At 69.9% G+C, this 24,310-nt stretch carries 25 protein-coding genes and 1 tRNA gene; 11 read left to right on the top strand and 15 right to left on the bottom strand.

The features are described 5' to 3' along the window. Window positions 1-117 precede the first annotated feature (117 nt). Window positions 118-963 carry a serine protein kinase RIO gene (locus ACFVRO_RS05130; RefSeq protein ID WP_386949945.1) on the top strand — a complete coding sequence of 282 codons (846 nt, stop codon included), beginning with the start codon at window positions 118-120 and terminating at the stop codon, window positions 961-963. 24 nt (window positions 964-987) lie between these two features. On the opposite strand, the gene speB is transcribed toward ACFVRO_RS05130, so the two are convergent. Genes speB through ACFVRO_RS05110 form a run of 4 tightly spaced genes read right to left on the bottom strand, consistent with a single transcriptional unit; the run spans window position 988 to window position 6,567 of the window. Continuing rightward, window positions 988-1,938, bottom strand: a complete 951-nt coding sequence (speB, locus tag ACFVRO_RS05125; protein ID WP_386949943.1) for an agmatinase — start codon at window positions 1,936-1,938, stop codon at window positions 988-990. Between the two features lie 26 nt (window positions 1,939-1,964). Further along, window positions 1,965-3,563: a thiamine pyrophosphate-binding protein gene (locus ACFVRO_RS05120; RefSeq protein ID WP_386949941.1), complete on the bottom strand. Its 1,599-nt coding sequence runs from the start codon at window positions 3,561-3,563 to the stop codon at window positions 1,965-1,967. A 14-nt stretch (window positions 3,564-3,577) separates the two neighbouring features. Then, complete coding sequence (locus ACFVRO_RS05115) at window positions 3,578-5,248, bottom strand: amidohydrolase (RefSeq protein WP_386949939.1); 1,671 nt, start codon at window positions 5,246-5,248, stop codon at window positions 3,578-3,580. Next, window positions 5,245-6,567 carry an MFS transporter gene (locus ACFVRO_RS05110; RefSeq protein ID WP_105677056.1) on the bottom strand — a complete coding sequence of 441 codons (1,323 nt, stop codon included), beginning with the start codon at window positions 6,565-6,567 and terminating at the stop codon, window positions 5,245-5,247. The genes ACFVRO_RS05115 and ACFVRO_RS05110 overlap by 4 nt, the downstream gene beginning before the upstream one ends. A 221-nt stretch (window positions 6,568-6,788) precedes the next feature. Here ACFVRO_RS05110 and ACFVRO_RS05105 point away from each other — a divergent pair, with 221 nt between their 5' ends. After that, entirely contained in the window at window positions 6,789-7,694 is a 906-nt protein-coding gene (locus ACFVRO_RS05105; protein ID WP_386949936.1) for an Lrp/AsnC family transcriptional regulator, read from the top strand. A gap of 20 nt (window positions 7,695-7,714) precedes the next feature. On the opposite strand, the gene ACFVRO_RS05100 is transcribed toward ACFVRO_RS05105, so the two are convergent. Next, a complete protein-coding gene (locus ACFVRO_RS05100) occupies window positions 7,715-8,266 on the bottom strand; it encodes an ATP-dependent endonuclease (protein ID WP_386949934.1) in 552 nt (183 codons plus the stop codon). Between the two features lie 104 nt (window positions 8,267-8,370). Here ACFVRO_RS05100 and ACFVRO_RS05095 point away from each other — a divergent pair, with 104 nt between their 5' ends. Continuing rightward, entirely contained in the window at window positions 8,371-9,771 is a 1,401-nt protein-coding gene (locus ACFVRO_RS05095) for an MFS transporter (RefSeq protein WP_386949931.1), read from the top strand. 9 nt (window positions 9,772-9,780) lie between these two features. After that, the gene (locus ACFVRO_RS05090) at window positions 9,781-10,089 is read left to right on the top strand and encodes a hypothetical protein (protein ID WP_386949928.1); all 309 of its coding nucleotides are present in this window, start codon (window positions 9,781-9,783) and stop codon (window positions 10,087-10,089) included. Window positions 10,090-10,140: 51 nt separating this feature from the next. Here ACFVRO_RS05090 and ACFVRO_RS05085 read toward each other — a convergent pair whose 3' ends face one another. Next, on the bottom strand, window positions 10,141-10,698 hold the full coding sequence (locus tag ACFVRO_RS05085) for a MarR family winged helix-turn-helix transcriptional regulator (protein WP_386949925.1): 558 nt from the start codon (window positions 10,696-10,698) through the stop codon (window positions 10,141-10,143). 103 nt (window positions 10,699-10,801) lie between these two features. Here ACFVRO_RS05085 and ACFVRO_RS05080 point away from each other — a divergent pair, with 103 nt between their 5' ends. Continuing rightward, the gene (locus ACFVRO_RS05080) at window positions 10,802-11,596 is read left to right on the top strand and encodes a MarR family winged helix-turn-helix transcriptional regulator (RefSeq protein ID WP_386949922.1); all 795 of its coding nucleotides are present in this window, start codon (window positions 10,802-10,804) and stop codon (window positions 11,594-11,596) included. A gap of 465 nt (window positions 11,597-12,061) precedes the next feature. Here the strand turns inward: ACFVRO_RS05080 and ACFVRO_RS05075 are convergent, their stop codons facing one another. Continuing rightward, window positions 12,062-12,703, bottom strand: coding sequence for a TetR/AcrR family transcriptional regulator (locus tag ACFVRO_RS05075; protein ID WP_386949920.1), 642 nt, complete (start codon window positions 12,701-12,703; stop codon window positions 12,062-12,064). A gap of 72 nt (window positions 12,704-12,775) precedes the next feature. On the opposite strand from ACFVRO_RS05075, the gene ACFVRO_RS05070 reads away from it, so the two are divergent. Beyond that, window positions 12,776-13,663, top strand: coding sequence for an alpha/beta fold hydrolase (locus ACFVRO_RS05070; RefSeq protein ID WP_386949916.1), 888 nt, complete (start codon window positions 12,776-12,778; stop codon window positions 13,661-13,663). On the opposite strand, the gene ACFVRO_RS05065 is transcribed toward ACFVRO_RS05070, so the two are convergent. Beyond that, window positions 13,642-14,178, bottom strand: a complete 537-nt coding sequence (locus ACFVRO_RS05065; RefSeq protein WP_386949914.1) for a hypothetical protein — start codon at window positions 14,176-14,178, stop codon at window positions 13,642-13,644. The two genes, ACFVRO_RS05070 and ACFVRO_RS05065, sit on opposite strands and share 22 nt — an antisense overlap. 26 nt (window positions 14,179-14,204) lie before the next feature. On the opposite strand from ACFVRO_RS05065, the gene ACFVRO_RS05060 reads away from it, so the two are divergent. After that, window positions 14,205-14,363 carry a hypothetical protein gene (locus ACFVRO_RS05060; RefSeq protein WP_386949911.1) on the top strand — a complete coding sequence of 53 codons (159 nt, stop codon included), beginning with the start codon at window positions 14,205-14,207 and terminating at the stop codon, window positions 14,361-14,363. 25 nt (window positions 14,364-14,388) lie between these two features. Here the strand turns inward: ACFVRO_RS05060 and dcd are convergent, their stop codons facing one another. Beyond that, the gene (gene dcd / locus ACFVRO_RS05055; protein WP_341940969.1) at window positions 14,389-14,994 is read right to left on the bottom strand and encodes a dCTP deaminase; all 606 of its coding nucleotides are present in this window, start codon (window positions 14,992-14,994) and stop codon (window positions 14,389-14,391) included. 309 nt (window positions 14,995-15,303) lie between these two features. Between dcd and ACFVRO_RS05050 the strand changes: the two genes are divergently transcribed. Both ACFVRO_RS05050 and ACFVRO_RS05045 read left to right on the top strand, forming a co-directional pair. Continuing rightward, window positions 15,304-15,377, top strand: a tRNA-Gly gene (locus ACFVRO_RS05050). 39 nt (window positions 15,378-15,416) lie between these two features. Continuing rightward, a complete protein-coding gene (locus ACFVRO_RS05045) occupies window positions 15,417-15,836 on the top strand; it encodes a hypothetical protein (protein WP_386949908.1) in 420 nt (139 codons plus the stop codon). A 182-nt stretch (window positions 15,837-16,018) separates the two neighbouring features. Here the strand turns inward: ACFVRO_RS05045 and ACFVRO_RS05040 are convergent, their stop codons facing one another. The 6 genes from ACFVRO_RS05040 to ACFVRO_RS05015 form a co-directional block, all read right to left on the bottom strand. Continuing rightward, the gene (locus ACFVRO_RS05040; RefSeq protein ID WP_386949905.1) at window positions 16,019-17,470 is read right to left on the bottom strand and encodes a hypothetical protein; all 1,452 of its coding nucleotides are present in this window, start codon (window positions 17,468-17,470) and stop codon (window positions 16,019-16,021) included. Window positions 17,471-17,789: 319 nt separating this feature from the next. After that, window positions 17,790-18,683 (bottom strand): helix-turn-helix domain-containing protein, encoded by an 894-nt coding sequence (locus tag ACFVRO_RS05035; protein WP_386949902.1) that lies wholly within the window; start codon window positions 18,681-18,683, stop codon window positions 17,790-17,792. A gap of 157 nt (window positions 18,684-18,840) precedes the next feature. After that, a complete protein-coding gene (locus ACFVRO_RS05030) occupies window positions 18,841-19,512 on the bottom strand; it encodes a GPP34 family phosphoprotein (RefSeq protein WP_386949900.1) in 672 nt (223 codons plus the stop codon). Window positions 19,513-20,041: 529 nt separating this feature from the next. Next, window positions 20,042-20,686 carry an MIP/aquaporin family protein gene (locus ACFVRO_RS05025; protein WP_386949897.1) on the bottom strand — a complete coding sequence of 215 codons (645 nt, stop codon included), beginning with the start codon at window positions 20,684-20,686 and terminating at the stop codon, window positions 20,042-20,044. A 175-nt stretch (window positions 20,687-20,861) separates the two neighbouring features. Beyond that, window positions 20,862-21,878, bottom strand: coding sequence for a magnesium/cobalt transporter CorA (gene corA, locus ACFVRO_RS05020; RefSeq protein ID WP_105677037.1), 1,017 nt, complete (start codon window positions 21,876-21,878; stop codon window positions 20,862-20,864). 18 nt (window positions 21,879-21,896) lie between these two features. Further along, complete coding sequence (locus tag ACFVRO_RS05015) at window positions 21,897-23,180, bottom strand: serine hydrolase domain-containing protein (protein ID WP_386949894.1); 1,284 nt, start codon at window positions 23,178-23,180, stop codon at window positions 21,897-21,899. 87 nt (window positions 23,181-23,267) lie between these two features. On the opposite strand from ACFVRO_RS05015, the gene ACFVRO_RS05010 reads away from it, so the two are divergent. Both ACFVRO_RS05010 and ACFVRO_RS05005 read left to right on the top strand, forming a co-directional pair. Beyond that, on the top strand, window positions 23,268-23,582 hold the full coding sequence (locus tag ACFVRO_RS05010) for a DUF2470 domain-containing protein (protein ID WP_386949892.1): 315 nt from the start codon (window positions 23,268-23,270) through the stop codon (window positions 23,580-23,582). Between the two features lie 55 nt (window positions 23,583-23,637). Next, window positions 23,638-24,285: a heme oxygenase (biliverdin-producing) gene (locus ACFVRO_RS05005; protein ID WP_223585597.1), complete on the top strand. Its 648-nt coding sequence runs from the start codon at window positions 23,638-23,640 to the stop codon at window positions 24,283-24,285. Window positions 24,286-24,310 lie beyond the last annotated feature (25 nt).

Below are 24,310 nucleotides of genomic sequence, written 5' to 3'. Positions count from 1 at the left end.
CGGGAAGAACGAGCGAGAGGAGCCGAGAAGATGACGAACGTCTTTGTCGCGCCCCTCGCCGACATCCTTCCCTGAGGCCGCCGCCTGTGTGGCCTCCCCTTTCTGGAGCCACATACTGTGACCGATCCTCTCGCGTCCTTCGACGCACTCGAACTCTCCCTCACCTTCGCCGACGTCGAGCCCGGCGACGGGCAGCGCTGGACCACCTGGCCGACCACCATCCCCACGCAGCGCGGACCGCTGCCGTGGCCCTCCTGGATCGTGACGGATGCCGGCGCGCTCGACACCGAGCTCGGCATCCTCAAGACCGGCAAAGAGGCCGACGTGTTCCTGCTGGAGCGTGCCGTGCCCGACGACCCCGATCAGCGCACGCTGCTCGCGGCGAAACGGTACCGCGGCGAGGAGACCCGCAGCTTCCACCGCTCGGCGATGTACACGGAGGGTCGCGGCGTGCAGAACACGCGCGACGCCCGCGCGCTCGCCAAGAAGTCCTCCCACGGCCGTGAGGTCGCGGCATCCGCCTGGTCGATCGCCGAGTTCGACGCCCTGTGCCGGATGCACGAGCTCGGGGCGCCCGTGCCGTACCCGGTGCAGGTGAACGGCACCGAGATCCTGATGGAGTTCATCGGCGACGAGTCGGGCACGGCCGCGCCGCGGCTGGCGCAGGTGCGCTCCTCACGCGAGGATCTCACCGGCTTCTACGCGCAGATCGTGGAGATCATGCGGGTGTTCGCCGCGGCGGGCTTCGCGCACGGGGACCTGTCGGCGTACAACCTCCTCGTGCACGAGGGACGTGTGCGGGTGATCGACCTGCCGCAGATCGTCGACATCATCGCCAATCCGCAGGGCCTCGACCTGCTGCACCGCGACTGCGTCAACATCTGCGACTGGTTCGCCCGGCGCCGCGTGGACTGCGACGCCGAGGAGCTCTTCGCCGAGCTGCTCGCGGCATCCTTCGTGTGAGTACGCGGCCGGCGCCGCCCCGCGTCAGTCGCGCGCGAGTTGCGCCGCGAGCAGCGTCACCAGCTCGTACAGGACGTGGCTCGCGGCGATGCCGGTCATCTGCGCGTGGTCGTAGGCGGGCGACACCTCGACCACGTCCGCTCCCACGATGGTCGTCGCCGACAGGGCGCGGAGGATGCGCAGCAGCTCGCGGCTCGTGAGGCCGCCGGCCTCCGGAGTGCCGGTGCCGGGAGCGTGCGCGGGGTCGAGCACGTCGATGTCGATCGAGACGTAGAGGGGACGGTCGCCGATGCGCTGCAGGATGCGCTGGATGCCGGCTTCGACGCCGTGCTCCTCGATGTATTCGCTCGACACGATGGAGAAGCCCAGGCGCTCGTCGTCCTCGAGGTCCTGCTTGGAGTAGAGCGGACCGCGGGTGCCGACGTGGCAGCTCGCGGTGAGGTCGATCAGGCCCTCCTCGCTCGCGCGGCGGAAGGGCGTCCCGTGCGTGATCGGGGCGCCGAAGTAGGTGTCCCAGGTGTCGAGGTGGGCGTCGAAGTGCAGCACGGCGACCGGACCGTGCTTCGCCGCGACGGCGCGCAGCAGCGGCAGGGCCACCGTGTGGTCGCCGCCGATCGTGACGATGCGCGAGACCTGCTCGCCGAGGGCCAACGCCGCGCGCTCCACCTCGTTCACGGCCGCGGTGATGTCGAACGGGTTCACCGGGATGTCTCCGGCATCCACCACCTGGGCGATCGCGAACGGCGAGACGTCCTGCGCGGGGTTGTACGGCCGCAGCAGGCGGGACGACTCGCGCACGTGCGACGGCCCGAACCGGGTGCCTGGGCGGTAGCTCACCCCGGAGTCGAAGGGGATGCCGACGACGGCGATGTCGGCGCGCGGCACGTCCTCGATGCGGGGAAGCCGCGCGAAGGTGGCGATCCCGGAGTACCGCGGATTCTGGGAGGCGTCGATGGGTCCGACGTTCTCGGTCATGGTGGGTCCTGTCTGTCGGATGCTGTTCAGAGGGCGTTCTGCGGGATGTGCACGAGCTGCACGCCGCCGTCGGCGATGGCGTCGCGGATGCTCGCCGCGATGTCCTCCCGGCGCTCGACGCGGCGCCCGGTCGCGCCGAACGCGGTCGCGAGGGCCGCCCAATCGGGCTGCACGAGGTCGACGCCGATCGGGGTCATCCCTCGATCGACCTCGTTCTGACGGATCTCGGCGTATCCGCCGTTGTCGACGCACACGACCGTCACGTCGAGGCGCTGCTCGACCGCCGTCACGAGCTCGTTGACGCAGAACATGAGGGCTCCGTCGCCGATCACGGTGACGGCCGGGCGGGAGTCGTCGGCCACGCGGGCGCCGATCGCGGCGGGCAGTCCGTAGCCGAGGGTCGCATAGGTGGGCGTGTAGAGCAGGGAGTGCGGATGCTGCGACCGCAGCACGCTCCCCAGCGCCATGTAGACGATCTGCGAGGAGTCCCCGGCGACGATCGCGTCGTCGGGCAGCGCCTCGGCGATGATCTCGGCGAGCGCGACGGTCTCGGGGGCCGTGTCGCGCATCTCCGTGTCGATCGCGGCGCGCTCGGCCGCGAGGTCGCGCGGAGGGCGGTCGCCGGATGGCAGGTGCGCGAGCAGGGCGTCGACCACCGCCGCGGCGTCGCCCGCGATCCCGACCGTGGCCGCGAGGTTCTTGTCGAGCTGCGCGGCGGAGATGTCGATGCGCACCACGGCGCCCCGTGCCTCCAGCCGGGGAGCCCACAGCTCGGCCTCCCCCAGCTTCGAGCCGACGACGAGCAGCACGTCGGCGTCTTCGGCGACCGCACGGGCCGCGGCGAGACGCAGGTTCGATCCGAGGGACAGCGGATGCCGCTCGTCGACGACGCCCTTGCCGTTCAGGGTCGTCAGCACCGGGGCGCCGAGACGCTCGGCGAGCGCGGTGACGCCGGCCGCGGCATCCGTCGATCCGCCGCCGGCGATGATGACCGGGGTGCGGGCGTCCGCGAGCAGGCGCGCCGCCTCGGCGACGCCGGCCGGGTCTCCCGAGTGAGGGGACGGCGCCGGCCTGGGGAGCCGGTGCGCCTCGGGGACCCCGGCCGGCGCCTCCAGCACGTCGAGGGGGATCTCGATGTGCACGGGGCGGGGACGCCCGGTGCGGAACAGCGCGAAGGCGTCGTGCACGGCATCCACCGCCTCCGCCGCCGTGGTGACGCGGCGCGACCACTCGGCGATCGCGCCGACCATCGCCGTCGCGTCCTTCGTCTCGTGCAGGGTGCCCACATCGGCGAACTCGGAGCCGAGCGGCACACCGGGCGAGAGCACGAGCAGCGGACGCGACTCGCAGAAGGCCGTGCCGATCGCGCTCATGGCGTTCTGCAGTCCCGGTCCGGAGGTCGTGATGACCACTCCGGGGAGTCCGGTCTGCTGCGCCCACCCGTCGGCGCCGTAGCCGGAGCCCTGCTCGTGGCGGTTCGTCACCGCGCGGATGCCGAGGTCGGCGAGCGGTCGGTACAGCTCCAGGTTGTGGGTGCCGGGGATGCCGAACACCGCCGTCACCCCGTAGCCGCGGATGGTCTCCAGGACCGCCCGCCCCGCCGTGTCTGCGTACTGATCGGTCATGATGGCATCCTCCCTCACGCCGCCGAGTGGCGGCGCGTGCCGTCGACCCAGGTCTCGCGGACGACGATCGCGGAGATCGTCTCGGGGGCCACGGCGAGCGGGTCGTCGGACAGCACGGCGAAGTCGGCGTACTTGCCGACCTCGAGCGAGCCGAGGTCGTCTTCGCGGCCGATCGAGATGGCGCCCTCGATGGTGTGCGCCCGCAGCGCCGACAGCGCCGAGATGCGGAGGTCGTCGGGGCCGAGGGTGTGGCCGCGGCGCGTCACGCGGGTGACGGCGGTCTGGATCGCCTCGAGCGGGATGGGCTCGGCCACGGGCGCGTCAGAGGAGATGGTGAAGCCGACCCCCGCGCGCTCGAACTCGCCGAGCGGGTTGAACCGTTCGCCGGGGGTGCCGATCGCCTGCTCCACGCCCTCGCCCCAGTTGAAGTAGTGCTGCGTCTGGTTGACGGGGCGGATGCCGGAGGCGGCCATGCGCTCGATCTGCTCAGGGGTGGGCAGACCGCAGTGCTCGATGCGGTGCCGGGCGTCGGCGTCGGGGCGCTCGGCGATAGCGGCCTCGATCGCCGAGACGACCATCTCGATCGCCGTCGGGGACTGCGCGTGCGTCGCCGTCTGCAGGCCGGCGGCGTGCGCCTTGCGGATGAGGTCGGCGTACGCGGCGGGCTCGTGGTACAGCTGTCCGGTGCGGCACGGGTCTCCGACGTAGCCGTCGGGGAAGTACGCGGTCCAGCCGCCGAGCGTGCCGTCGGCGTAGAACTTGATGCCGGCGAAGCTGAGGTGGGCGTTGCCGAACTGGCCGACGAGCCCCATCTCCAGGGCCTCGTCGAGCAGGTGCGACAGCAGGTACATCGAGACGCGCAGCTCCAGGCGTCCGGCCTCGGCGAGACGCAGGTACATGTCGAACTCGCGGCGGGTGACCTGGCAGTCGCCGATCGAGGTGACGCCGCCGGCGAGGAACCGCTGGGTGGCGGCATCCAGCTGGCGCAGGTGCTCCTCCGGCTCGTCGGCGAGGTGGAAGTTCGGTCCGTGGTGGCCGATCTTCACTCCGTGCACGCCCGTGAGGATGTTGCACGCGGCATCCGAGAGCTCTCCCGTCAGCTCGCCGTCCGCGTCGCGGAAGAACTCGCCGCCAGCGGGGTTCGGGGTGTCGCGGTCGATGCCGCCGGCCGCGAGCGTGTACGAGTTCACGACGCCGCCGTGCCCCGACGCGTTCATGAGGTACACCTCGCGGTCGGAGGCCACCTCGTCGAGCTCGAAGCGGGTCGGATGCCGTTGCTCGACGAGGTTGCGCTGCTCGTACCCGTAGCCGCGCACCGGCCGTCCCTCGGGGGCGTCGGCCGCCGCCGCGCGCAGCAGCGCCACGATCTCGGGGATGCTGCCGGCCTTGCCGGGTCCGCAGTCCACCCAGGTCATCATCTGGCCGAACATGAGCGGGTGGGCGTGCGCGTCGACGAACCCGGGGACGATCACGGCATCGCCGAGGTCGATCCGCTCCGGGGCGAGGCCGGCGCGTTCGGCGGCGGCCTCGCACTCGGTGGCGGTGCCGATCGCGACGATCCGTCCCCGGTCGGTCAGCATGGCGGACGCTGTCGTGGCGACGGCATCCGCCGTGTGGATCGCCCTGGCCGTGATCAGGAGGGGCTCGGTCTGGGCCGAGCGGTCGAAGGGGGAGAGCTTTCTCATGGGAGCGGGTTCGCAGTCGTGTCGGTGCGGGCGGTGAAGGATGCCGTGACGGGCGCCTCGTCGGAGTGCTGCGGCGCGAGCCTGGTGCAGACTCCGGCGATGACGGCCATGCCGATGAACATCGCGATGACCGACCAGATGCTGCCCGTCCAGGCGACGAGCTGGGTGGCGAACCAGGGCGAGAACCCGGCCCAGATCGCCGCGCCCACACCGTAGGACAGCGCGATCGAGGTGTAGCGGGCCTGCGGACGGAACATCTGCGCGAGGATCGCGGCGATCGGGGCGTACGTCGCGCTCATCGCGATGCGCACCAGCGAGGCGAACAGGAAGATCAGCGGCTCGACCCTGCCCGGCATCACGAGCAGGAACGGGATGAACGTCAGCACCGAGGTCACGAGGCCGATGTACATGATGTTCTTGCGGCCCCACTTGTCGCCGAGCCAGGCCACGGGGAGCGTGACGACGAACTCCACGAAGGAGGCGATGGTCATGGCGTCGAGGATGACCTGCTCGCTGATGGCGATGGGCTCGCCGGTCGCGTAGGCGGTCGCGAAGGTCGTGGCGAGGTAGTAGCCGCCGGTGGAGATGGGCAGGATGCCGATGCCGAGGAGGATCGGCAGCCAGTTGGCGCGGAGCGCGAACCCGAGGGGCATGGACTGCTTGCGGCCCTCGACCTTCTGCTCGAACACAGGGGACTCCTCGACGCGGTAGCGCACCCAGAAGCCGACGCCCACGAGCACGATCGACAGCAGGAACGGGATGCGCCAGCCGCCGTTGAGGATGAAGTCGTCGCCGCCGCGGGACATGATCGCGAAGATGCCGGAGGCGAGCAGGGCGCCGGCCGGGTTGCCGAGCTGCGTGAAGCCGCCGTAGAAGGTCTTCTTGCCCGCGGGGGCGTGCTCGACGCTCATGAGCACCGCGCCTCCCCACTCGCCGCCGACCGCGAGACCCTGCAGGGCGCGGAGGATGATGAGCAGGATGGGGGCGGCGATGCCGATGTCGGCGAAGGTCGGCAGGCAGCCGACGAGCACCGTGGCGACGCCCATCATGAGCAGGGTGATCACGAGGGAGACGCGACGGCCGAACTTGTCGCCGATGTGGCCGAAGATGATGCCGCCGAGCGGACGCACGAGGAACGCGACGGCGAAGGTGGCGAAGGCCCGGGAGGTCTCGACGAGCGGATCGCCGCTCGGGAAGAACAGCGGGCCGAACACGAGAGCCGCAGCCGTCGCGTAGACGTAGAAGTCGTACCACTCGATGGTGGTGCCGACGAAGGCGGCGATGCCTGCGCGTCGCGCCCTGGTGGTGGTGGAGTTCATGGAGCCCGCTCCTTTGCGGAAGATGTCGGATAGCGAAGGATGCTACGGGCGTCCGAGCCCCCTCGACAAGGGCAGAACTCCAGCGAGAAGACTCATTCACTGGAGTTCTGTCAGCCCTCACAGGCAGAAGTGTCTCTTGCGACACGCGTGGCCCATCCTGCACTGTATTCATGTACGCACTCGCGTGCGTTCGCCGGTAATCGAGCACTTTCGGGACGACCATGGATTTCGACGCCGATCTCATCCGCGCACTGCAGGAGGACGGACGCGCCAGCATCCGCTCTCTCGCCGACCGCCTCTCGCAGACGCGCGCCGCCGTGGCCGCGCGCCTGCGCGTGCTGCTCGACGACCGCACCGTGCGCGTCGTCGCCGCCGTCGACCCGGTTTTCCTCGGACAGCACGTGCTCGCGCACGTGTCGATCCGCACCGAGGGCGCGGCGGGCGTCGTCGCCGCGCCGCTACGCGACATGACGGAGACCGTGTTCGTCTCCTCGGTCGGCGGGGCGCACGACCTCGTCACCGAGGTGCGCCTCGGCTCGATGGCGGAGCTGCACGACCTCCTCGCGCGTATCAGGGCCCTCGACGGCGTGCTCGACATCAACACGATCATCTACTCGACCGTCGTCAAGGGCTTCTTCGTCTCGGAGTACCACGGCGACATCACCCTCGACGCGATCGACGAGGCCCTCATCGAGCAGCTCCAGAGCGACGGACGCAAGAGCTTCCGCGCCCTCGGCCAGGCCGTGCGGCTCTCCCCGTCTGCCGTCGCCACCCGCGTGCAGCGCCTGATCGACGGCGGCGTCATCAAGATCAGCGCCGTGGAGGCGAGAGGCCTCGCGCACCGGCAGCTGTCGATGGGCGTCGGGGTGAACCTCGATGACGACACCGCGATCGTGCAGGAGCTGCGCACCGGACGCGGCGTCGACTTCGCCGCGCGCACCCTCGGCCGCTTCGACATCGTCGCGACGCTGGTCGAGCCGTCGGCCGGAGCCCTCTACGCGAGCCTCGAACGGCTGCGCGCCCTGCCCGGCGTCACCCGCATCGAGGCGTGGCTGCACCTCGCCGTGCTCAAGGAGGACTACGCCCGCACGCTGCGCGACCCCCGCATCAGCGTCGAGGGCCGCTAGACCGCTGGAGAGGGCCGCTGCTATCCGGCGAGCGCGGCATCGAGCAGCGCGACGAGGGGACGCGGCATCCGATCCAGGGGGATGGCGTCGATCACGTCGGCCGCGAACCGCGCCTTGCGTCCGGCCGCCGTTCCCGCGAACCGGTGGAGCTGATCCTCGACGGCGCGCTCGCGCTGCGCTGGTTGCCCCTGGAACACGCGGAAGCGGGCGAGCTCTCCCCGTGCGTCCAGCGTCTCGACGACGAGCTCGGGGCCGGCGGCGGCGATCGCCTCGTCTTCCAGATCGCGTTCGCAGCCGAAGAATCCGGCGTGCTCGGGGTCTGCGGCGGAGTCGAGCACCCCGAGGTCCGACAGCACCCGCCGCACGTAGGCGCCCTCCGCGGCGTCGTAGAGGCCGAGGACCCGCACGTCGTCCGCCTGCGCGAGCAGGTCGCGGAGCACGGCGCGCAGATTGGTGATCCCGTCGAGGTCGACGAGGTCGAGCGCGTCGAGTCCGACGTCGAGTCGGCGCGAGGCGGCCTCGAACGCGAGCCTGTCGCTGGCCCCTTCGAACAGCACGACCGTTCGCGTCATCGCATCCGCCTCGACATGCGTCGACCCTACCCCGCCGGTCGAGTGCGCCCTGCCGCACGGCGCGCCGTCACCGCCCGTTCACCGGCCGCCGCCAGACTTCCCTCATGAGCGAACCCGAAGAGCGCGCCGAACCGCTGGCGACCGCGAAGAGCGGCGCCGTCGGCGTGATCGGCCTCGACCTCCGCGGCGACACCCCTGCACCGAAGAAGCAGGTCTACTCGTGGGCGCTGTGGGACTGGGCGACGCAGCCGTTCAACTCGGTGATCCTCACGTTCATCTTCACGGCGCTGTACCTGGTGGGCCCCGACTTCCTGCCCGCCGACATCGCGGCCCTCGGCGAGAAGGACCCGGTGCGCGTGGCTGCCGAGGCCGACCTCGCCTCGGGTCTCGGACTCGGCAGCACCATCGCGGCGCTCGCGATCCTGCTGCTCGCCCCCGTGCTCGGCCAGCGGGCGGATGCCGCGGGCAAGCAGAAGCTGTGGCTCGGCATCGGCACCGGCGCGCTCATCGTCAGCATGTTCGGGCTCTGGTTCGTGACCCCGCAGGTGAGCATGTTCTGGGTGGGTGTGGCGCTGATCTCGGCGGGCACCGTGTTCCAGGAGATCGCGGCGGTGAACTCCAACGCGATGCTGATCGGCATCGCCAACCAGAAGACGATCGGCCGCATCTCCGGGCTCGGCTGGGGCTTCGGCTACATCGGCGGCATCATCGCCCTCGTGATCGTCGTCGTGCTCGACGCGTTCGACTGGTTCGGCATGTCCACCGACAACGGCCTGCCGTTCCGGCTGATCGCCGTCGGCTGCGCGGTGTGGGCGATCGTGTTCAGCATCCCGATCTTCCTCAACGTGCCGGAGCCCTCGCTGGGGCGCCCGGAGCGCAAGGTCGGCTTCTTCGCCTCGTACGGCCTCCTCGTGAAGGACGTCGTCGGCCTCTACCGCTCCCCCGAGACCCGCAACACCTTCTGGTTCCTGCTCGCGAGCGCGGTGTTCCGCGACGGACTCAGCGGCGTGTTCACGTTCGGCGCCGTGATCGCCTCGACGATCTTCGGCTTCGAGTTCCAAGAGCTCGTGATCTTCGGCATCGCCGCGAACCTCATCGCGGGCGTCTCCACGATCATCGCCGGACTCTTCGACGACCGGTTCGGCCCCAAGCGCATCATCCTGCTCTCGCTGGCGTCCATGACGATCGCCGGCCTCGTGGTGTTCTTCCTGCGCGACGGCGGCACGATGGTGTTCTGGATCGGCGGGCTCGTCCTGTGCGCGTTCGTCGGACCGGCGCAGGCCGCGGCGCGCTCCTTCCTCGCCAGGGTCACCCCCGCGGGGCGCGAGGGCGAGATCTTCGGCCTCTACGCCACGACCGGGAGGGCGGCGAGCTGGATGGCGTCCGGCGCGTGGACGCTGCTGATCGTCCTCACCTCGCAGACCGCGTTCGGCATCCTCGGCATCGTCGTCGTGCTGATCGCCGGCTTCCTGCTCCTGCTTCCGGTCAAGTCCAGCCGGTCGTAGGCTCGGCGCATGCCTGTCCCGGAAGGCCCCTCGCGGGACGTCGTAGTCGTCCCCGAATGGTTCGGCGGCGGGATGATGTTGAGCTGGCTGCCGCTGTCGATCGGCGTCCGGCGCCGCCTCAAGGCCTGGAACCAGACCTGGGAGGAGGTCTTGGATCCCGTCACCGAGATCCGATGGCCTGATCCAGACGTGGGCCGACGGTGGATCGCCGAAGGTGAAGCGCTGGTCCATGACATCCAGGACGAGCTGGGCCCGTCCTATCGGGTGCGCGGCGAGTTCGCCGCCTATGACCCGGACGCCCGGCCTCCCAGCGCCTGATCCCGTCGGGGCTCCGGCCGCTGACCGGAGCCCCGACCTTGCGAGTCCGACTCACTGCCCCCAGTTGTCGGCGAGCTTGTTCAGCAGGCGCGCGAGCTCTGCGCGCTCATCATCGGTGAAGGCGGCGAGCGCCTTGCCGAGGACCTCGCGCCGCTCTCCCCTCATGCCCCGTGCGAGGCGACGGCCCTCATCGGTCAGGGCGATGCGCGTGCGCCGGGCGTCGTCGGGGTCGGCCTCACGGCGCACGAGGTCGTGAGCGACGCCCTGCTGCACGAGGCGGGAGGCACGCGGCTGATCGACGCCGATCGCGGCGCCGAGGTCGCTCACGCTGAGCGGAGCGGATGCCGCGGCCAGCGCCTCCAGCATCCGCATCCGGGCAGGACCGCCGAAGCGCCCGCTGGGGTCGGTCATCCACGGGGGGCCGGGGAAGCCGCCGCGGCCGGGATGTCCGCCGCGACCACCTCTGCCCTCGTGGTCGTCGTGGCCGAAGTGCTCGGGGTGGGGTCCGCCGTGCCAGCCGCCGGGACCTCGCCCGCCGGGTCGCCGGCCGCGCAGCCGCGACAGGGCCTGGGCGATGGTCTCTGTCGGATCGTTCTCTGCTGCGCTCACGATTCGATTTTACATGCGACTTGACATGCATCAGAACTCATGTCACCATACATATACATGCACTGTGACAAGCACATGCACACTGACATCTAAGGACTTCACCATGAACACCTCTGACAACACACAGAACCCACGCCCCTTCGGCTACTGGATCACCGCGACCGATCGCCTGATGGCGGCCGAGTTCGCCACCGCCTTCGAGAGCGAAGGAGCGAGCCGCCGCGACTGGCGCCTGCTCAACGTGATCGACGGCACGGTCCCCGCGTCACGCCCTCTGCACCCCGGCAAGGTCCGTGCACTGGTCGAGCGCGGCTGGGTCGAGCAGACCACCGACGGCTGGACGCTCACCGACGACGGCCGTGCCGCCAAGGAGCGTCTCGCAGCACTGGTCGACAACATCCGCGCCACGGTGACGGATGCCGTCAGCCCCGAGGACCTCGCGACCACCCTCGCGACTCTCGAGCAGATCGCCCGCGCCTTCGGCTGGGACGAGAACACCCCCCTTCCCCGTCGCCGCGGAGGCCGCGGTTTCGGTCGCCGCCACGGACACCCGTTCGGACGCGGTCGCGGATTCGGCCCGTTCCGCGGAGGATTCGGTCCCGGTTTCGGCCCCGGCTTCCGGGCAGGGTTCGGCCCCGGCTTCGGTCCTGGCGCCGAGCACGGCGACGACTGCGGCCACGACCACGCGCACCGCCACGGCGCCGACGCCGAGCATGGCCACGGCTCCCCCGCGGAGCACCGCCGCGGCTTCGACGGAGGGCGCGGACACCGCTTCGCCCCCGAGTTCGGCCACGGCCGCCCTCACCACGGGCACGGCGACCACCGCGCGGCCCGCGCCGCGCAACACGCGTACGAGCGCGGCTTCGACGCCGGCTACTCCCGCGGTCGCGACGCCTGACCCCGCATACCGGCGCCCCTCGCTCACGCACCGCGACCCGCGGTCGTCGAGCGGGGGGCGTCGCCATGTCCACGGGGACCCTCACCCCTTTCCGACTCACTCCGCTCGTGCAGCGGTAGGGCTACCCGGTCGTTGAGCGAGGACGCGCAGCGACCGAGACGCCGGGGTGATCATCGCTGCCCGACTCGGTTCGGCGCAGCCCGAAACTCCCCCATGTCCTCTCGACCCCGGTCGAGACCGCGCCGGTTCCGCGCTCAGGCTTCAGGATGCCGCGCTCACGCTGCCGGATGCCGACTCGCGCTGCTCATATCTGCATACGCGGCAGAAGTTTCCACCGCGCGTGCAGAGAACAGCAGCGCGCGCGGAGAACAGCAGCACACACAGAGAACAGCAGCACACACAGAGAACAGCAGCACGCCCAGAGAAACAGCAGCGCATGCAGAGAACAGCAGCGCGTTTCGCGGCTCAGAGGTCGAGCAGCCCCACGACCGCGGCATCCACACCGGCATCCGTCAGCCGTCCGCGCATCGCCGCGGCGGCGACCGAGTACGGGCGCTCGTCGCGCATCATGAGCGAACGGGAATTCGCCTCCTCGTTGAGCGCGATCAGCTCGAACGCGAGCACCTCGGGATCGTCGACCACGAGCTCGCCCGCTGCGACCGCATGCCGCACCTGCGCCTCGACATAGCCGTACCAGTCGACGAGCGCCGTGCGCACGGCGTCGCTCACCGGCCCCGGCTTCGAATCGACGTCGGCCGCGGTGGCCGCGAAGAAGCACCCGCCCGTGAACACCCGATCGCGCGAGTAGATCAGCGCGTTGCGCAGGAGAAGGGCGAGGCGGCGTGCACCCCGGGGCTCCGTGCGCGCAGCGTCCACGATCCGCGTCGTGAAGATCTCCCTGGCGGCGGCGATCGTCGCGAGTTGCAGCCCTTCCTTGCTCTGGAACAGGGTCGCGATGCTGCTCTTGCTCGACCCCGACGCCTCAGCGAGGCGGCCGATCGTCAGCCCGTCGAGTCCGTCGACCGAGGCGAGGTCGGTCGCGCTCGCGAGCACCACGCGTCGCGACGCGTCGCCGCGGGCCCTGCGCCCGTCAAGGATCTCCGACATGCTCCTAGTATACGAACGATCGTTCGCGTACTATACGTATGATCGTTCGTATTCTTCGTCGGAAGGATTCCCATGCCCTCCCTGTCCGAGCTCATCGCCGGCGGCATCCGCCTCGCATCCACGGTCTCTCCGTCACTGGGCGGCGATCTGGCCTACCGCGCGTTCTTCAGCACGGCGCCGCAGATGCCCGTGCACCCCCGCGACGCGGCGACCCACGCCGATGCGCAGACCACGACCCTGCGCGTGAACGACGCCGACATCACGGCCTACGGGTGGGGCTCGGGCGAGCGCACCGTCCTGCTGCTGCACGGCTGGAGGGGCCGCGCCTCGCAGTTCGCGCCGCTCGTGCGCGAGCTTGTGGCCGAAGGGTTCCGCGTGGTCTCCTTCGACGCTCCGGCGCACGGCTCATCGGCCGGACGGCGCACCGACATGCGCGATTGGATCGAGGCCGCCGAACAGCTCCAGACCGCGTACGGACGCTTCGGCGCGATCATCGGCCACTCCTTCGGCGCCCTGGCCGCACTGACCGCTGCGCGCACGAGCGTGCCGACCGATACGGTGGTCGCCGTCTCCGGCGCCGCGAGCCCCGCGGCGTTCGTCGAGGAGTTCGCGCGCGAGTTCCGACTTCCGACTGCGGCGGTGACGCGGATGGAGCGGCGGTTCCGCGACCGCCTCGGCGTCGACGAACGGCAGCTCGAGGAGACATACGACGCCGTGCGGCATCCGCTCCCCGACTCCGTCGACCTGCTCGTCGTGCACGATCGCGCAGACAGCCGGATGCCGGATGCCGATTCGCTTCGTCTGCACGCCGCCCACCAGGGTCGTTCGCGGCTGCTGCGCACCGAGGGATTCGGGCACACGCGGATCCTGCGGGCGGATGCCGTGCTCGACGCGGTCATCGAGCAGCTTCAGGGAGCGGGTCGCGCGGCGGCGGAGACTCAGAGCGGCAGCGCGAGGTAGAGCTGGTACGCGGCCTGCTCGGAGAAGTCGGCGGCGTCGTTGGCCGGAGCCTCGATCAGGTACAGCCGACCGACCTCGTGCGGAGTGGACTGCGCATCGAGGTGCCACAGCACCCGGCTGGTCAGGGCGCCGTCGTAGTCGTAGCGGGTGCCGGATCCGTCGTCGAACACCGTGGTCTGGAACACCGGCTCGCCGATGCGCGCCCCGAGGTCCTTCACGGCCTGCGCCGCCTGCTCGTCGGTGTCGAACTGCAGCACCGTGAGCGTTCCGGTGCCGAGGTCCGACGTGAAGACCGCGGTCGCCGCAGCCGTCGCCCCGACCTCGGGCTCGGCATCCGACCATCCGGCCTCGGCGGTCCATGCACCCGCATCGACGCCGATCTCGGACTCCAGCGCGCCGCACAGCTCGCCGCATTCTCCGGCGCGCACGGGCTGCGGCTCGTCGGGCTCCTGCTCGACGACGGCCGGCTTCTCCGTGTCGGCATCCCCTCCGCGATCGCCGATCGCCGATCGCACTGAGCAGGCCGGTGGTCAGCATCACGATGGCCACCGTCAGGCCGAGCAGCAGCGTCGCGCTCGCGGCGATCACCGTGATCACCACCACACGGCTGCGCCGCCGGACGCGGGCGACCTCCTGCGATTCCTCGGCCTCATCGCCGTCGGACTCCACCGGCGGCGTCGGCGCTGCGGGCGGCCGGTAGACGTCCTCCGGCCGCTCGGGCCCCGTCATCCCCCGAGCGCCCCGACGTCGGTGGTCCCGACGTTCGTGCGGTGGAAGTTCTGGAACGAGCGGGATGCCGTCGGCCCGCGCTGCCCCTGGTAGCGGTTGCCGTAGGGGCCCGAACCGTAGGGGTTCTCGGCGGGAGAGGTCAGACGGAAGAAGCAGAGCTGGCCGATCTTCATGCCCGGCCACAGCTTGATCGGAAGGGTCGCGACGTTCGCGAGCTCCAGGGTCACGTGGCCGGTGAAGCCCGGGTCGATGAATCCCGCCGTCGAGTGGGTGATGAGGCCCAGCCGACCGAGGGACGACTTTCCTTCGAGGCGCGCGGCGATGTCGTCGGGGAGCGTGACCTGCTCGAACGTCGCCCCGAGGGCGAACTCCCCCGGATGCAGGATGAACGGCTCGTCAGGGGCGACCTCGATCAGACGCGTCAGCTCCGGCTGATCGACAGACGGGTCGATGAAGGGATACTTGTGGTTGTCGAAGAGGCGGAAGTAGCGGTCGAGCCGCACGTCGATGCTCGACGGCTGGATCATCTCCGGCGCGTGCGGTTCGAGGCCGATCCGGCCGGATGCGAGTTCTGCCCTGATGTCGCGATCGCTGAGAAGCACGCGACCAGCCTACTCGGCGGGGCCAGGACGTCCTCGACCGATGACGCCGTTCTCTCGACCCCGCCCCCGCCTGAACTCCGGAGTCTCGGCCTCCTCCGGGCTCTCCAGCCTCCAAAGCCCGCCGTCGGTCGCGAATCTCCGGAGTTCTGGCGCCTCCGTCGACGTGACGCACCCCTCAGCTCACAGCCCCACGACGCCACGCGGCTCCACGGCTCGCAGTCGGCGACGGTATCCGCGCCGTTTTGCCAATCCTGGGGCGCCGGGTAGTCTGGCCGTACCCCGTTCCCGCGACTTCGCGGCGAGCGATCCGGGGCTGTAGTTCAATGGTAGAACTTCTGCTTCCCAAGCAGACAGCGCGGGTTCGATTCCCGTCAGCCCCTCCACCTCGCATCTTCCACACGTCAGGTCAGTACGCTCTTCACATGGCCCCTGACCCGCGATACGCGTCCCTGCTCGGCGATTGGTCGGGCGACGAAGAGCTCTTCGCCACCGCGTGGACCGCAGCCGGTTCGGCACGAGGCGCGCTGACGGTCGAGCCGGGACCCGACGGCATCCTCCTCGATTACGTGGAGATGCAGGATGACGGTCACCTCATCGCCCACGGCGTGGTCTGCGCCGCCGGCTTCTGGTGGTTCGACTCCTACGGTTTCGTGCCGGAGGCCCCGGGGACGGCCGCGTGGGAAGGCGACGAGCTCGTGCTCGACCGACGCTCCGCGCGCGGGCGCACGATCATGCGGCTGCGCCGCGTCGGCGAGCGTCTTGCGATCGAGCTCGACACGGCTGTGCCACCGGATGCCGAGCCCGCCCCGCTCATGCGCGGGACGTACACGCGCCAGGGCTGACGAGGACGACTCGCTCCGCAGACCCGAGAGATCCGTCTCCGCCTGGTCGCACAAGGGCACGGCCACCGAGAGCTGCCCGGCAGGGCGCCTCTGGCCGTCGCTCGACGAGCGACGAGCGACGAGCGACGAGCGACGAGCGACCGGGCCACGCACTGCGCGCGGCCCGGTCGTGTCACTCGGCGTCAGCTCTGCTGCTCGTCGCCTTGCGGCGTCCGCCGACCACGGAAGACGAGCAGGACGATGCCGGCGAGGAGGAGCATCGCACTCACCCAGACAACCGGCGAGGAGTCGGCACCTGTGGAGGCGAGCAGTCCGGACTGCTCGGGCCCCGCCGCCGTCTGCACGGCGCCGACCCGTCCTTCGGAACCGACCTGGTCTACGGCCCCGGCGTCAGCCGCGCCGCCACCGGCATCCGCAGCCCCACCGGCATCCGCAGCCCCACCGGCATCCGCAGCCCCACCATCAGCCGCGGCTTCGCTGTCATCTGCCTGAACGGCGTAGAGAACAGTGGCGGAACTCTGCATCACCGTCTGCGAGCCGCGATCGAACGTGGCGTAGATCTGGCAGGCGACCCCCATCGGATCGACGCCGGGGCTCTGGTTCCATCGAAGATGGGACGGTGACACCGGCGCCGCCTCAACGGAGATCTGTGCAGCCCCGCTCTGATCGGACACGAATCCGAGCGTGACCGTCGCGGGCGTCGCGCCCGAACCCTCCACGAGCAGCTCGTCTCCGTTGAGAGTCGCGGGTCCCGAGAGCACCGACAGCGTGCCAGCGACGCCGGAGAGTGCGACGTCGAGAGGGTCGCCGAAGATGTTCGTCGTCACCTCGACCGTGGCGGTGACGCCGGGAACCAGGGTCGTCGACGGGCTCGTCAGGTCCAGCTCGAGGGTGGGGTCATCGGGGATCTGCGACAGAAGCTGCTGCTGCCGGGCGTCATCGAGACTGCCCTCGCAGGTCTGCGCGCGTTCCTGCTCGGTCGGATCGGTGTCGGACGGATCCACGGGGTCGCTGATGCACCAGATGAGAACCTGCAGCGCGGCTCGCTCGAAAGAGCCGCCGTCGCGGACTGCGCGGTCCACGCGGAAGTCGAAGTATCCCACCCCGTTGTACTCCTGGCCGTGTCGGATGAGATAGGCGACGAGCTTCTCCTGATCGTGGTTCAGCTTGGGGTTCGCTCCGGCGAGAGAATCGAGCCCGGGGATCGGGGATCCGTCGTAGCCCAGCAGGCGCCCCTGCTCATCGACGCCGCTGCACGCATGCGAGAAGTAGTCGGTGCAGAACATCCATTCCGAGACCGGCCCCACCCCTTCCACGTACCGCGTGCCGCAGACGGCGGGGTACCCGTCGACGCTGTTGAGGCCGAAGGTGTCGTAGAGGGCCACGACACGGCCCTCGTTGTAATCGGCGAGGCGCTGACCGAAGACCTGCGAGAGATCGTGCACGGCGCCGGAGGCGTTCGTGGGATCGTCTAGGGTCGTTCCCACGCACAGCGGTGCGCGGAAGTCGGCTGCGGCCTGAGCGGGTGCGTCTGCGGATGCCGTGACGGGGACGACGACCGCCGTGAGCGCGATCGCGGCGATCATCAGCAGGCGGCCGATGCGTCTCCGTCTCGATGAGGTCGTGACAGTCATTGTTGTTCTCCTTGAGGTGTGGTGACAGGCGGATGCGTCGGCATCCGTCATTCGGCTCCCGCTCCGATGAGCGGGGCCGTGCAATCGAGGGGAGGACGGGTTCCCGACGCCGGGTGCGCCAGGAACCCGTGGACCTCCATGAAGGCGGGGAGGCTCGTGCCGAAGCGCGCACGGTGGATGAGGGTCGTGGGGGCGACGCCGTCTCACACTGGCGCTTCGGGCAAGCCAGTCATGGAGGTGACGATTCAATGGTGCGGGAGAGCGAGGAGCCGCGCACGCCCCCTGCGCACGTTGCCGGATTCCTGCGCGAAACGCGTGTTCAGTCGTCGGTGAGGACTTCGCCGAAGCGCTTCATCGCCCTGGAAAAGGAATCCGTGGAACCGAAACCGGCGGCCTTCGCGATCGCCGCGGATGTCATCACCGGATTCGCGCGACGCAACTGCAGAGCGAGGCGCACCCGCGCCCTGCGGAGCTCCGAGGCGACAGCGACGCCGTTGTGCTGGAACGCCACTTGGAGCGTGCGCGACGACACGCCCAGACGCTCTGCCAGGAGTGCAGTATCCAGTCGCGCCTCGGCGCAGTCCCTGGCGATGACCGCCACCGCGAGATCGTAGATCGTCTTCGACTCCGACACCGGCCCGGCGATCAGACGGGCCATCGCCCGCGCCACCTCCTCGGCGGCTCCTTGAAGGGGACCGACATCGATCGCAGGCATGTCCGACAGGGCGCAGAGCCGCGCACTGAAGGAGAGCAGCGGGGCGAGGACCTCCGACTCCTGTTTGCTCCACTGCGGATTCGTGACGCGGGTCACCGGCACATCCGGGATGAGGCTGGCGTCGATGCTCACGTAGAACAGGTCGTTCCTCGGCGCATCCAGCACGATGTCGACCCGTTTGTCACCGGGAGGAACGAAGAAGAGCGGACCGTCCGGTGAAGCTCGACCGATGACCCTCCCCGGACTGGTGATCGATGCGCTCCCCGAGAGCACGATGAAGACCAGTGCCCTGTCGGTCGAGAAGGCGTCCCGCGGCCACACGATCTCTGCGGACGGGATCGAGACATGAGCGAACGTCAGCTCGGGGAACTGGGCGATTCGCCCTCGGAGCGAGGAGTCGGTGCTGAGTCTGGTGATGCGGAAATTCGCACTCTCGAGATACTCGGAGATCAGCGGCGTGCTCGCAGCCGTCTCGGCGCCCACGAACTGGAAATCCATGCGGTGGACGGCTTTGCTCCTGAACAGCGCTTCTCGGCTGTCTCGTCGTCCCATCAGCACCCTCCCCGACGGCGCCTCCCGTAGCCGTGGGCCCATTCTCCGCGCGCTCCCGTTCCTCCGCAAGGAGTCCGAGGACCTCAGGCGCTGATGGTGGCGCTCAGGTGATGGTCGCCGCCACGATGACCGGCGTCATCGCCGCCATGAGCGCGGCGCTCACCGCGGTGCTCACCGCTTTCGCGACGGCGTCTCCGGCGGCCGAATCCTCCGCGAGCGCCCCGATCCTCTTCTTCAGCTCACCGGCCGACATCCCGGCGGACTCCTCGCGCAGGAGAGCATGCGCCGCCCCCAGCCCCTGCAGGATGGAGAGCAGGGCCTGGTCGGCGGCGGTCGGCGGGACGTGACCCGCGAGCACGGCGGCGATGCGCGAGCGGAGCAGGCGCTCGGGCCCCGGATCGGACTCCGGCGTGCGCTCCGAGCCCCAGCCGAAGAAGCCGCGCTCACCGCGCACGAGCACGCCCTGCACGACCAGAGACTCGACGAGGGACTCGAGCGGATCCAGGCCGGAGCGCATCACGAGCGACTGCACCTTCTTGCCGTGCAGCGGAACGAGCTTCGCGAGAGCGACGTCCAGCACCGGGTTGCCCGTGGGCTCGGCGGACACGATCTCCAGCACCGGGTTCTTGCCTTCGGCGATCCTGACGCGTCCGTGCAGGGCGAGATCCACGATGACGGCGGCGATCTCCCCGTACAGGCGGTGCACGCTCACCGCACTCTCGACCCGCCCGTCCGGGCGCAGCAGCAGCAGGTGGAGCTCCTCGACGATCAGCATGGCCTCAGGCTAGAGCCCACCCGCCGCCTCCGGCATCCCCCTCGAGGAGGACTCCGCGACGCGGCCTCCCGGGCGACCGACGCACGTTCGGGAGGAGAACTCACGTTCGGGAGGAGACTCACGTTCGGGAGGAGAACTCACGTTCGGGAGGACGGATGCCGCCGAAAGCTCCTCCCGAACGCGCGAATTCCTCCCGAACGGATGCCCAGCGCCCAAGTGCCCCGCACCCGCCCCGAACGCACCCGAACCCACGCCCCGCGCCGCGCCGCGCGCCTGCGAACGCATCACGCTCCAGGACGACCCCGACGCACGTTCGGGAGGAGAACTCACGTTCGGGAGGACGGATGCCGCGGAAAGCTCCTCCCGAACGTGCGAACTCCTCCCGAACGGATGCCCAGCGCCCTGCGCCCTGCGCCCTGCGCCAGCACCCAGCACCCCGCGTCCAAGCGCCCCGCACCCCGCACCCCACACCCACCCCGAACGCAGGAATGCCGCGCCCGGGAGGGCGCGGCATTCGGGTGCAGCTGAGTCAGGCGCCGATCTTCTTGGCGTCGTCGCTGTTGAGCACGCGGAACAGGACCGCGGCGATCGCGGCGCCGACGATCGGGGCCACGATGTAGAGCCACAGGTTGCTCCATGCGAACTGGCCGCTGATCGACAGGCCGAGCGCGACGGCGGGGTTGAAGCCGCCGCCCGAGATGCCGCCGACCGCGACGGCGCCGACGAAGACGGTGCCACCGATCGCGAGACCGTAGAAGGAGTTTCCGTCGGTGTCCTTCGACGTCGCGACGTTCAGGACGACCCAGACGAGGGCGAGCGTGAAGAGCGCCTCGACGAGGAAGGCGGGACCGACCTCGATCTCGGTCGCCTTCTCGGCGGCCGGCCACACGGCGAAGCTGACGAGAGCGGCGGCGGCGCCACCGACGAACTGCGCCACGATGTACGCGACGAGGTCGCCGGCGCTGAGTCCGCCGCGCAGGAAGACACCGACCGACACGGCCGGGTTCAGGTGCGCGCCCGAGATGTGGCCCGTCGAGAAGACGAGGACCGCGAGGGCGAGGCCGATCGCGAGCGGCGTCAGCGGGCTGCCGCTGTTCACCGCGCCGATGATGCTGAGGACGAAGAGGAATGTGGCGATCGCTTCAGCGAGCGCCTTGCGTGCTGTCCCGGTCATGAGAGTGCTCTTTTCTTGAGATTCGAATGCGGTGAGCACTTCGACCGCCCGCGCACTCCGGCCGACGCACCCTCCATAGCGTCACCGAGAATATCGGGTCGCATACCGAAGGCGGAGGATGCCGCGCGGCGATCCTGTGAAAAGGCTGAACACGCCGACGGCGTAGCGGAGAGGCCTATAGCCACCCCTTCTTCTTGAACACGAAGTACAGTCCGTAGCCCATCGCGATCATCAACCCGATCGCCATCGGGTAGCCGAACACCCAGCTCAACTCCGGCATGTTGTGGAAGTTCATGCCGTAGACCCCGGCGACGAGCGTGGGCGCGAACAGGATCGCCGCCCAGCCCGAGATCTTCTTGACCTCGTCGTTCTGGCGGATGCTCAGCTCCGTCATCCGCTGCATCTCCGCGTTCTGACGACGGGCCACGATCGTCGACTCCACGGTGAGCGCGTTGTCGAGCAGCGTGCGGAAGGTGGTGGCCCTGTCGGCGATCCGCAGAGCATGGTCGAGCACATCGCGCAGATAGGTCTGCAGCTCCTCGTCGACCGCGTATTTCTCAGAGCCGCGCAGCAACCCCTCCAGCATCCCCGCCAGCGGCTGCGTCGCGCGCTGGAAGTCGATGACCTCTCGGCTCAGCTCGTAGATGCGCTGGGTCGCGTCGGAGTCCTCGACGAACAGTTGACTCTCGATCTCGTCGATGTCGTTCTCGAGTCCGGCGAGCACGGGGGCGTACTCGTCGACCACCTCGTCGAGGATCGCGTAGAGCACCGCCTCGGGTCCGTGCTTCAGCAGAGCGGGGTCGCCTTCGAGCCGGCGGCGCACCCGCCCGAGGTCCGGCGACTCGGCGTGCCGGATCGTGACGACGAAATCGGGACCGAGGATGACGTGCACCTCGCCGAACTCGACCTCCTCGACGTCGTCGAGGTAGCGCGCGGGGCGCAGCACCATGAAGAGGATGTCGCCGTACCGCTCCAGCTTCGAGCGCTGATGTCCGGCGAGGGCGTCCTCGACCACCAGGGCGTGGATGCCGAACTCGTCGGCGACGGCGCGGATCTCCTCCTCGCTGGGCCGGTACAGGCCGATCCAGCCCATGCCGCCGCGTTCCCGCATCCGCTCGAACGTCTCGCTGAGGCTCTTCGGGTTCTCGGAGCGCACCCCGTCGACGTAGATCGCGTTGTCGATGATCGTCATCGCGTCCCCGCTCCGGTGCTAGGCGGCCGGCTGCTCGACGCAGACGAGCGCGGCATCCGTGATCGCCTGGTGGTACTGCTCCGCCGTGAACGGCAGACCGAACTCGGGGGCCGTCTGGCCCGACGCCGCCGGAGCCTTGGAGGCGATCGCCGCGAGCTCCCACGCCAGGTACGTGGCGAAGGTCCCGCTCGCCGTCGAGTCGTTCAGCACGACCGCGACGGTGAAGCCGGTCGCCGGGTCGGAGTACGCGGCGGTGGCATAGCCGGGAGTCCATCCCTGCTGGCCGATCATGGAGCCCACGAGGTTTCCGCCGCCCGTCGCTTGCAGCCACGACGGGGCGCCGTCGTAGGCGGGCAGCGGCGCGCTGAAGCGCTCGGGCTTCTTCTTGGTCCGCAGCTTCTGCGCCGCCTCGGCCTGCACGTAGCGCCCGAGGTCCTCGATGGTCGACACGACGCCCGAGTCGGTGAACCCGGCGCTGGACGACAGCTTCGTGATGTCGACGGGAGCCGCGCAGTTGTACCCGCCCTCGACCGCAGACAGGTAGTGGCCGTTCATGACCGGCCCCGTCGACGGTGCGGCCGCGGGCGCGGCGGGAAGAGACGTGCCGCTCAGCCCGAGCGGGGTGCTCACGTACTTGGCGATCAGCTCCGACGCGCTGAGGCTCGATGCGCGCTCGAGCGCGAGGCCGAGAAGAAGGTAGCCGGCATCCGAGTCGCGGTAGGCGGTGTGCGCGGGGGTCCGCGCCTGGCCGAGCCCGTACGAGGCGAGCTCGAGCGGAGCCCACTCGCGGCCCGGGGTGTTGAGCCAGGCGGACTTCGCGGTCGGCTCGGAGGAGCCGAGTCCGCTCGTGCCGTTGCAGAGGTCGAGGAGGGTGATGTCCTGGAGACCCGCGACACCGGAGACGTAGTCCGTCACCGGCGCATCGAGCTTGAGCACGTCATCGTCGGCGAGCGCGTAGAGCACGTCGCACGTCATGAGTCGCGTCACGTCACCGACGCGGAAGGACATGTCGGTGTTGATCTCCGCGCCCGCTCCGGGTTCCTGCGTGCCGAGGCCGGTCACCCAGGTGCCGCTCCAGGGCACCCAGACTCCCACGACGGCCCCGGAGGCGCCGGAGGCCGTGAGCGCGTTCGACACGGCATCCTGCATCGCCGCGACCGTGTCGTCGGGGAGGCTGCCGTCGACCTGCTCAGGAGGCGTGTACGTGAAGGTCTTGTCCGCAGAGCATCCGGTCAGGAAGAGTCCGAGCACCACGACGCTCGCGACGGCTGCGCGCACCCGGCGCGACGAGAGAAGCTGCATGTGGAAAAGACCCCCGGAAGACGTGTTCCCCGAGTCTAGAACGCGGATGCTGAGAACCCGCACTGTACGGGCGTCTAGGGTGGATTCGTGACCTTCGCCTTCGACGCCGACATCGTCTCCGCCGTTCTCCGCCACATGAACGGCGACCACCTGGACGACAACCTGCTCATCGCCCGAGCCTTCGCACCCGAAGGTCAGGGCGAGATCACGGATGCCGTCATGACCGGGTTCGACGGCGACGGCGGCCTGTGGTCGGTCACACGCGACGGCGCTGCATCCGAGCTCCACGTCCCCTGGCCGGGCGGACCGATCACCGAGCGACCAGCGGTCCGCCGCGAGGTCGTGGCGCTCTACGACCTCGCCTGCGAGCGGCTCGGCGTCGAGCCCCGCCCGCACGCCTGAGGCCGCGTTCGCCTTCGACATGGCGGACGGGTAAGGCAACCCTTACACTGGACGCATGTCCGAGATCCTCTCCTTCTCCGCCGCGCTCCGCGAGCGCTCGTCCGGATCGCACTCCCAGAGCGAAGGCGCGGGCTTCATGTCCGACCTGCTGAAGGGCGAAGGGTCGCGCGAGGACTACATCTCCCTCGTCGCGCAGCACTATTTCATCTACGAGGCTCTGGAGAGCGCGGGTGAGCGGATGCGTCAGGACCCCATCGCCTCCGTCTTCCTCAGCGACAAGCTCACGCGCCTACCCGCCCTCGAGGCCGACCTGGAGTTCCTGATCGGCGCCGACTGGCGCGAGCGGATCACGCCGCTGCCGACCACGCAGCGCTACGTCGACCGCATCCGCCAGGTCGGCGCGACGTGGGCCGGCGGCTTCGTCGCCCACCACTACACGCGCTACCTCGGCGACCTGTCGGGTGGCATCTTCATCGGCCGTGTGATGGCCCGCCGTTTCGGGTTCGAGACCAACGGCATCGGCTTCTACCTGTTCGACGACATCGCAGACCCGTCGGCGTTCAAGGACGTCTACCGCGAGCAGCTCGACTCCGCCCCGTGGGACGAGGCCGAGCGCGAGCGCGTGATCGACGAGGTGCTGCTCGCCTACCGCTTCAACACCGAGCTCTTCGAAGACCTCGACAGGGCGCGCGCCGCCGCCTGACGCACCGTTTCGTCTCGCTCCGCTC

The sequence above is a fragment of the Microbacterium sp. NPDC057944 genome (assembly GCF_042887445.1).
Taxonomy (GTDB): domain Bacteria; phylum Actinomycetota; class Actinomycetes; order Actinomycetales; family Microbacteriaceae; genus Microbacterium; species Microbacterium natoriense.
Note: the sequence above shows the minus strand (reverse complement) of the source record. Positions and strands in the feature narration are given on the sequence as shown.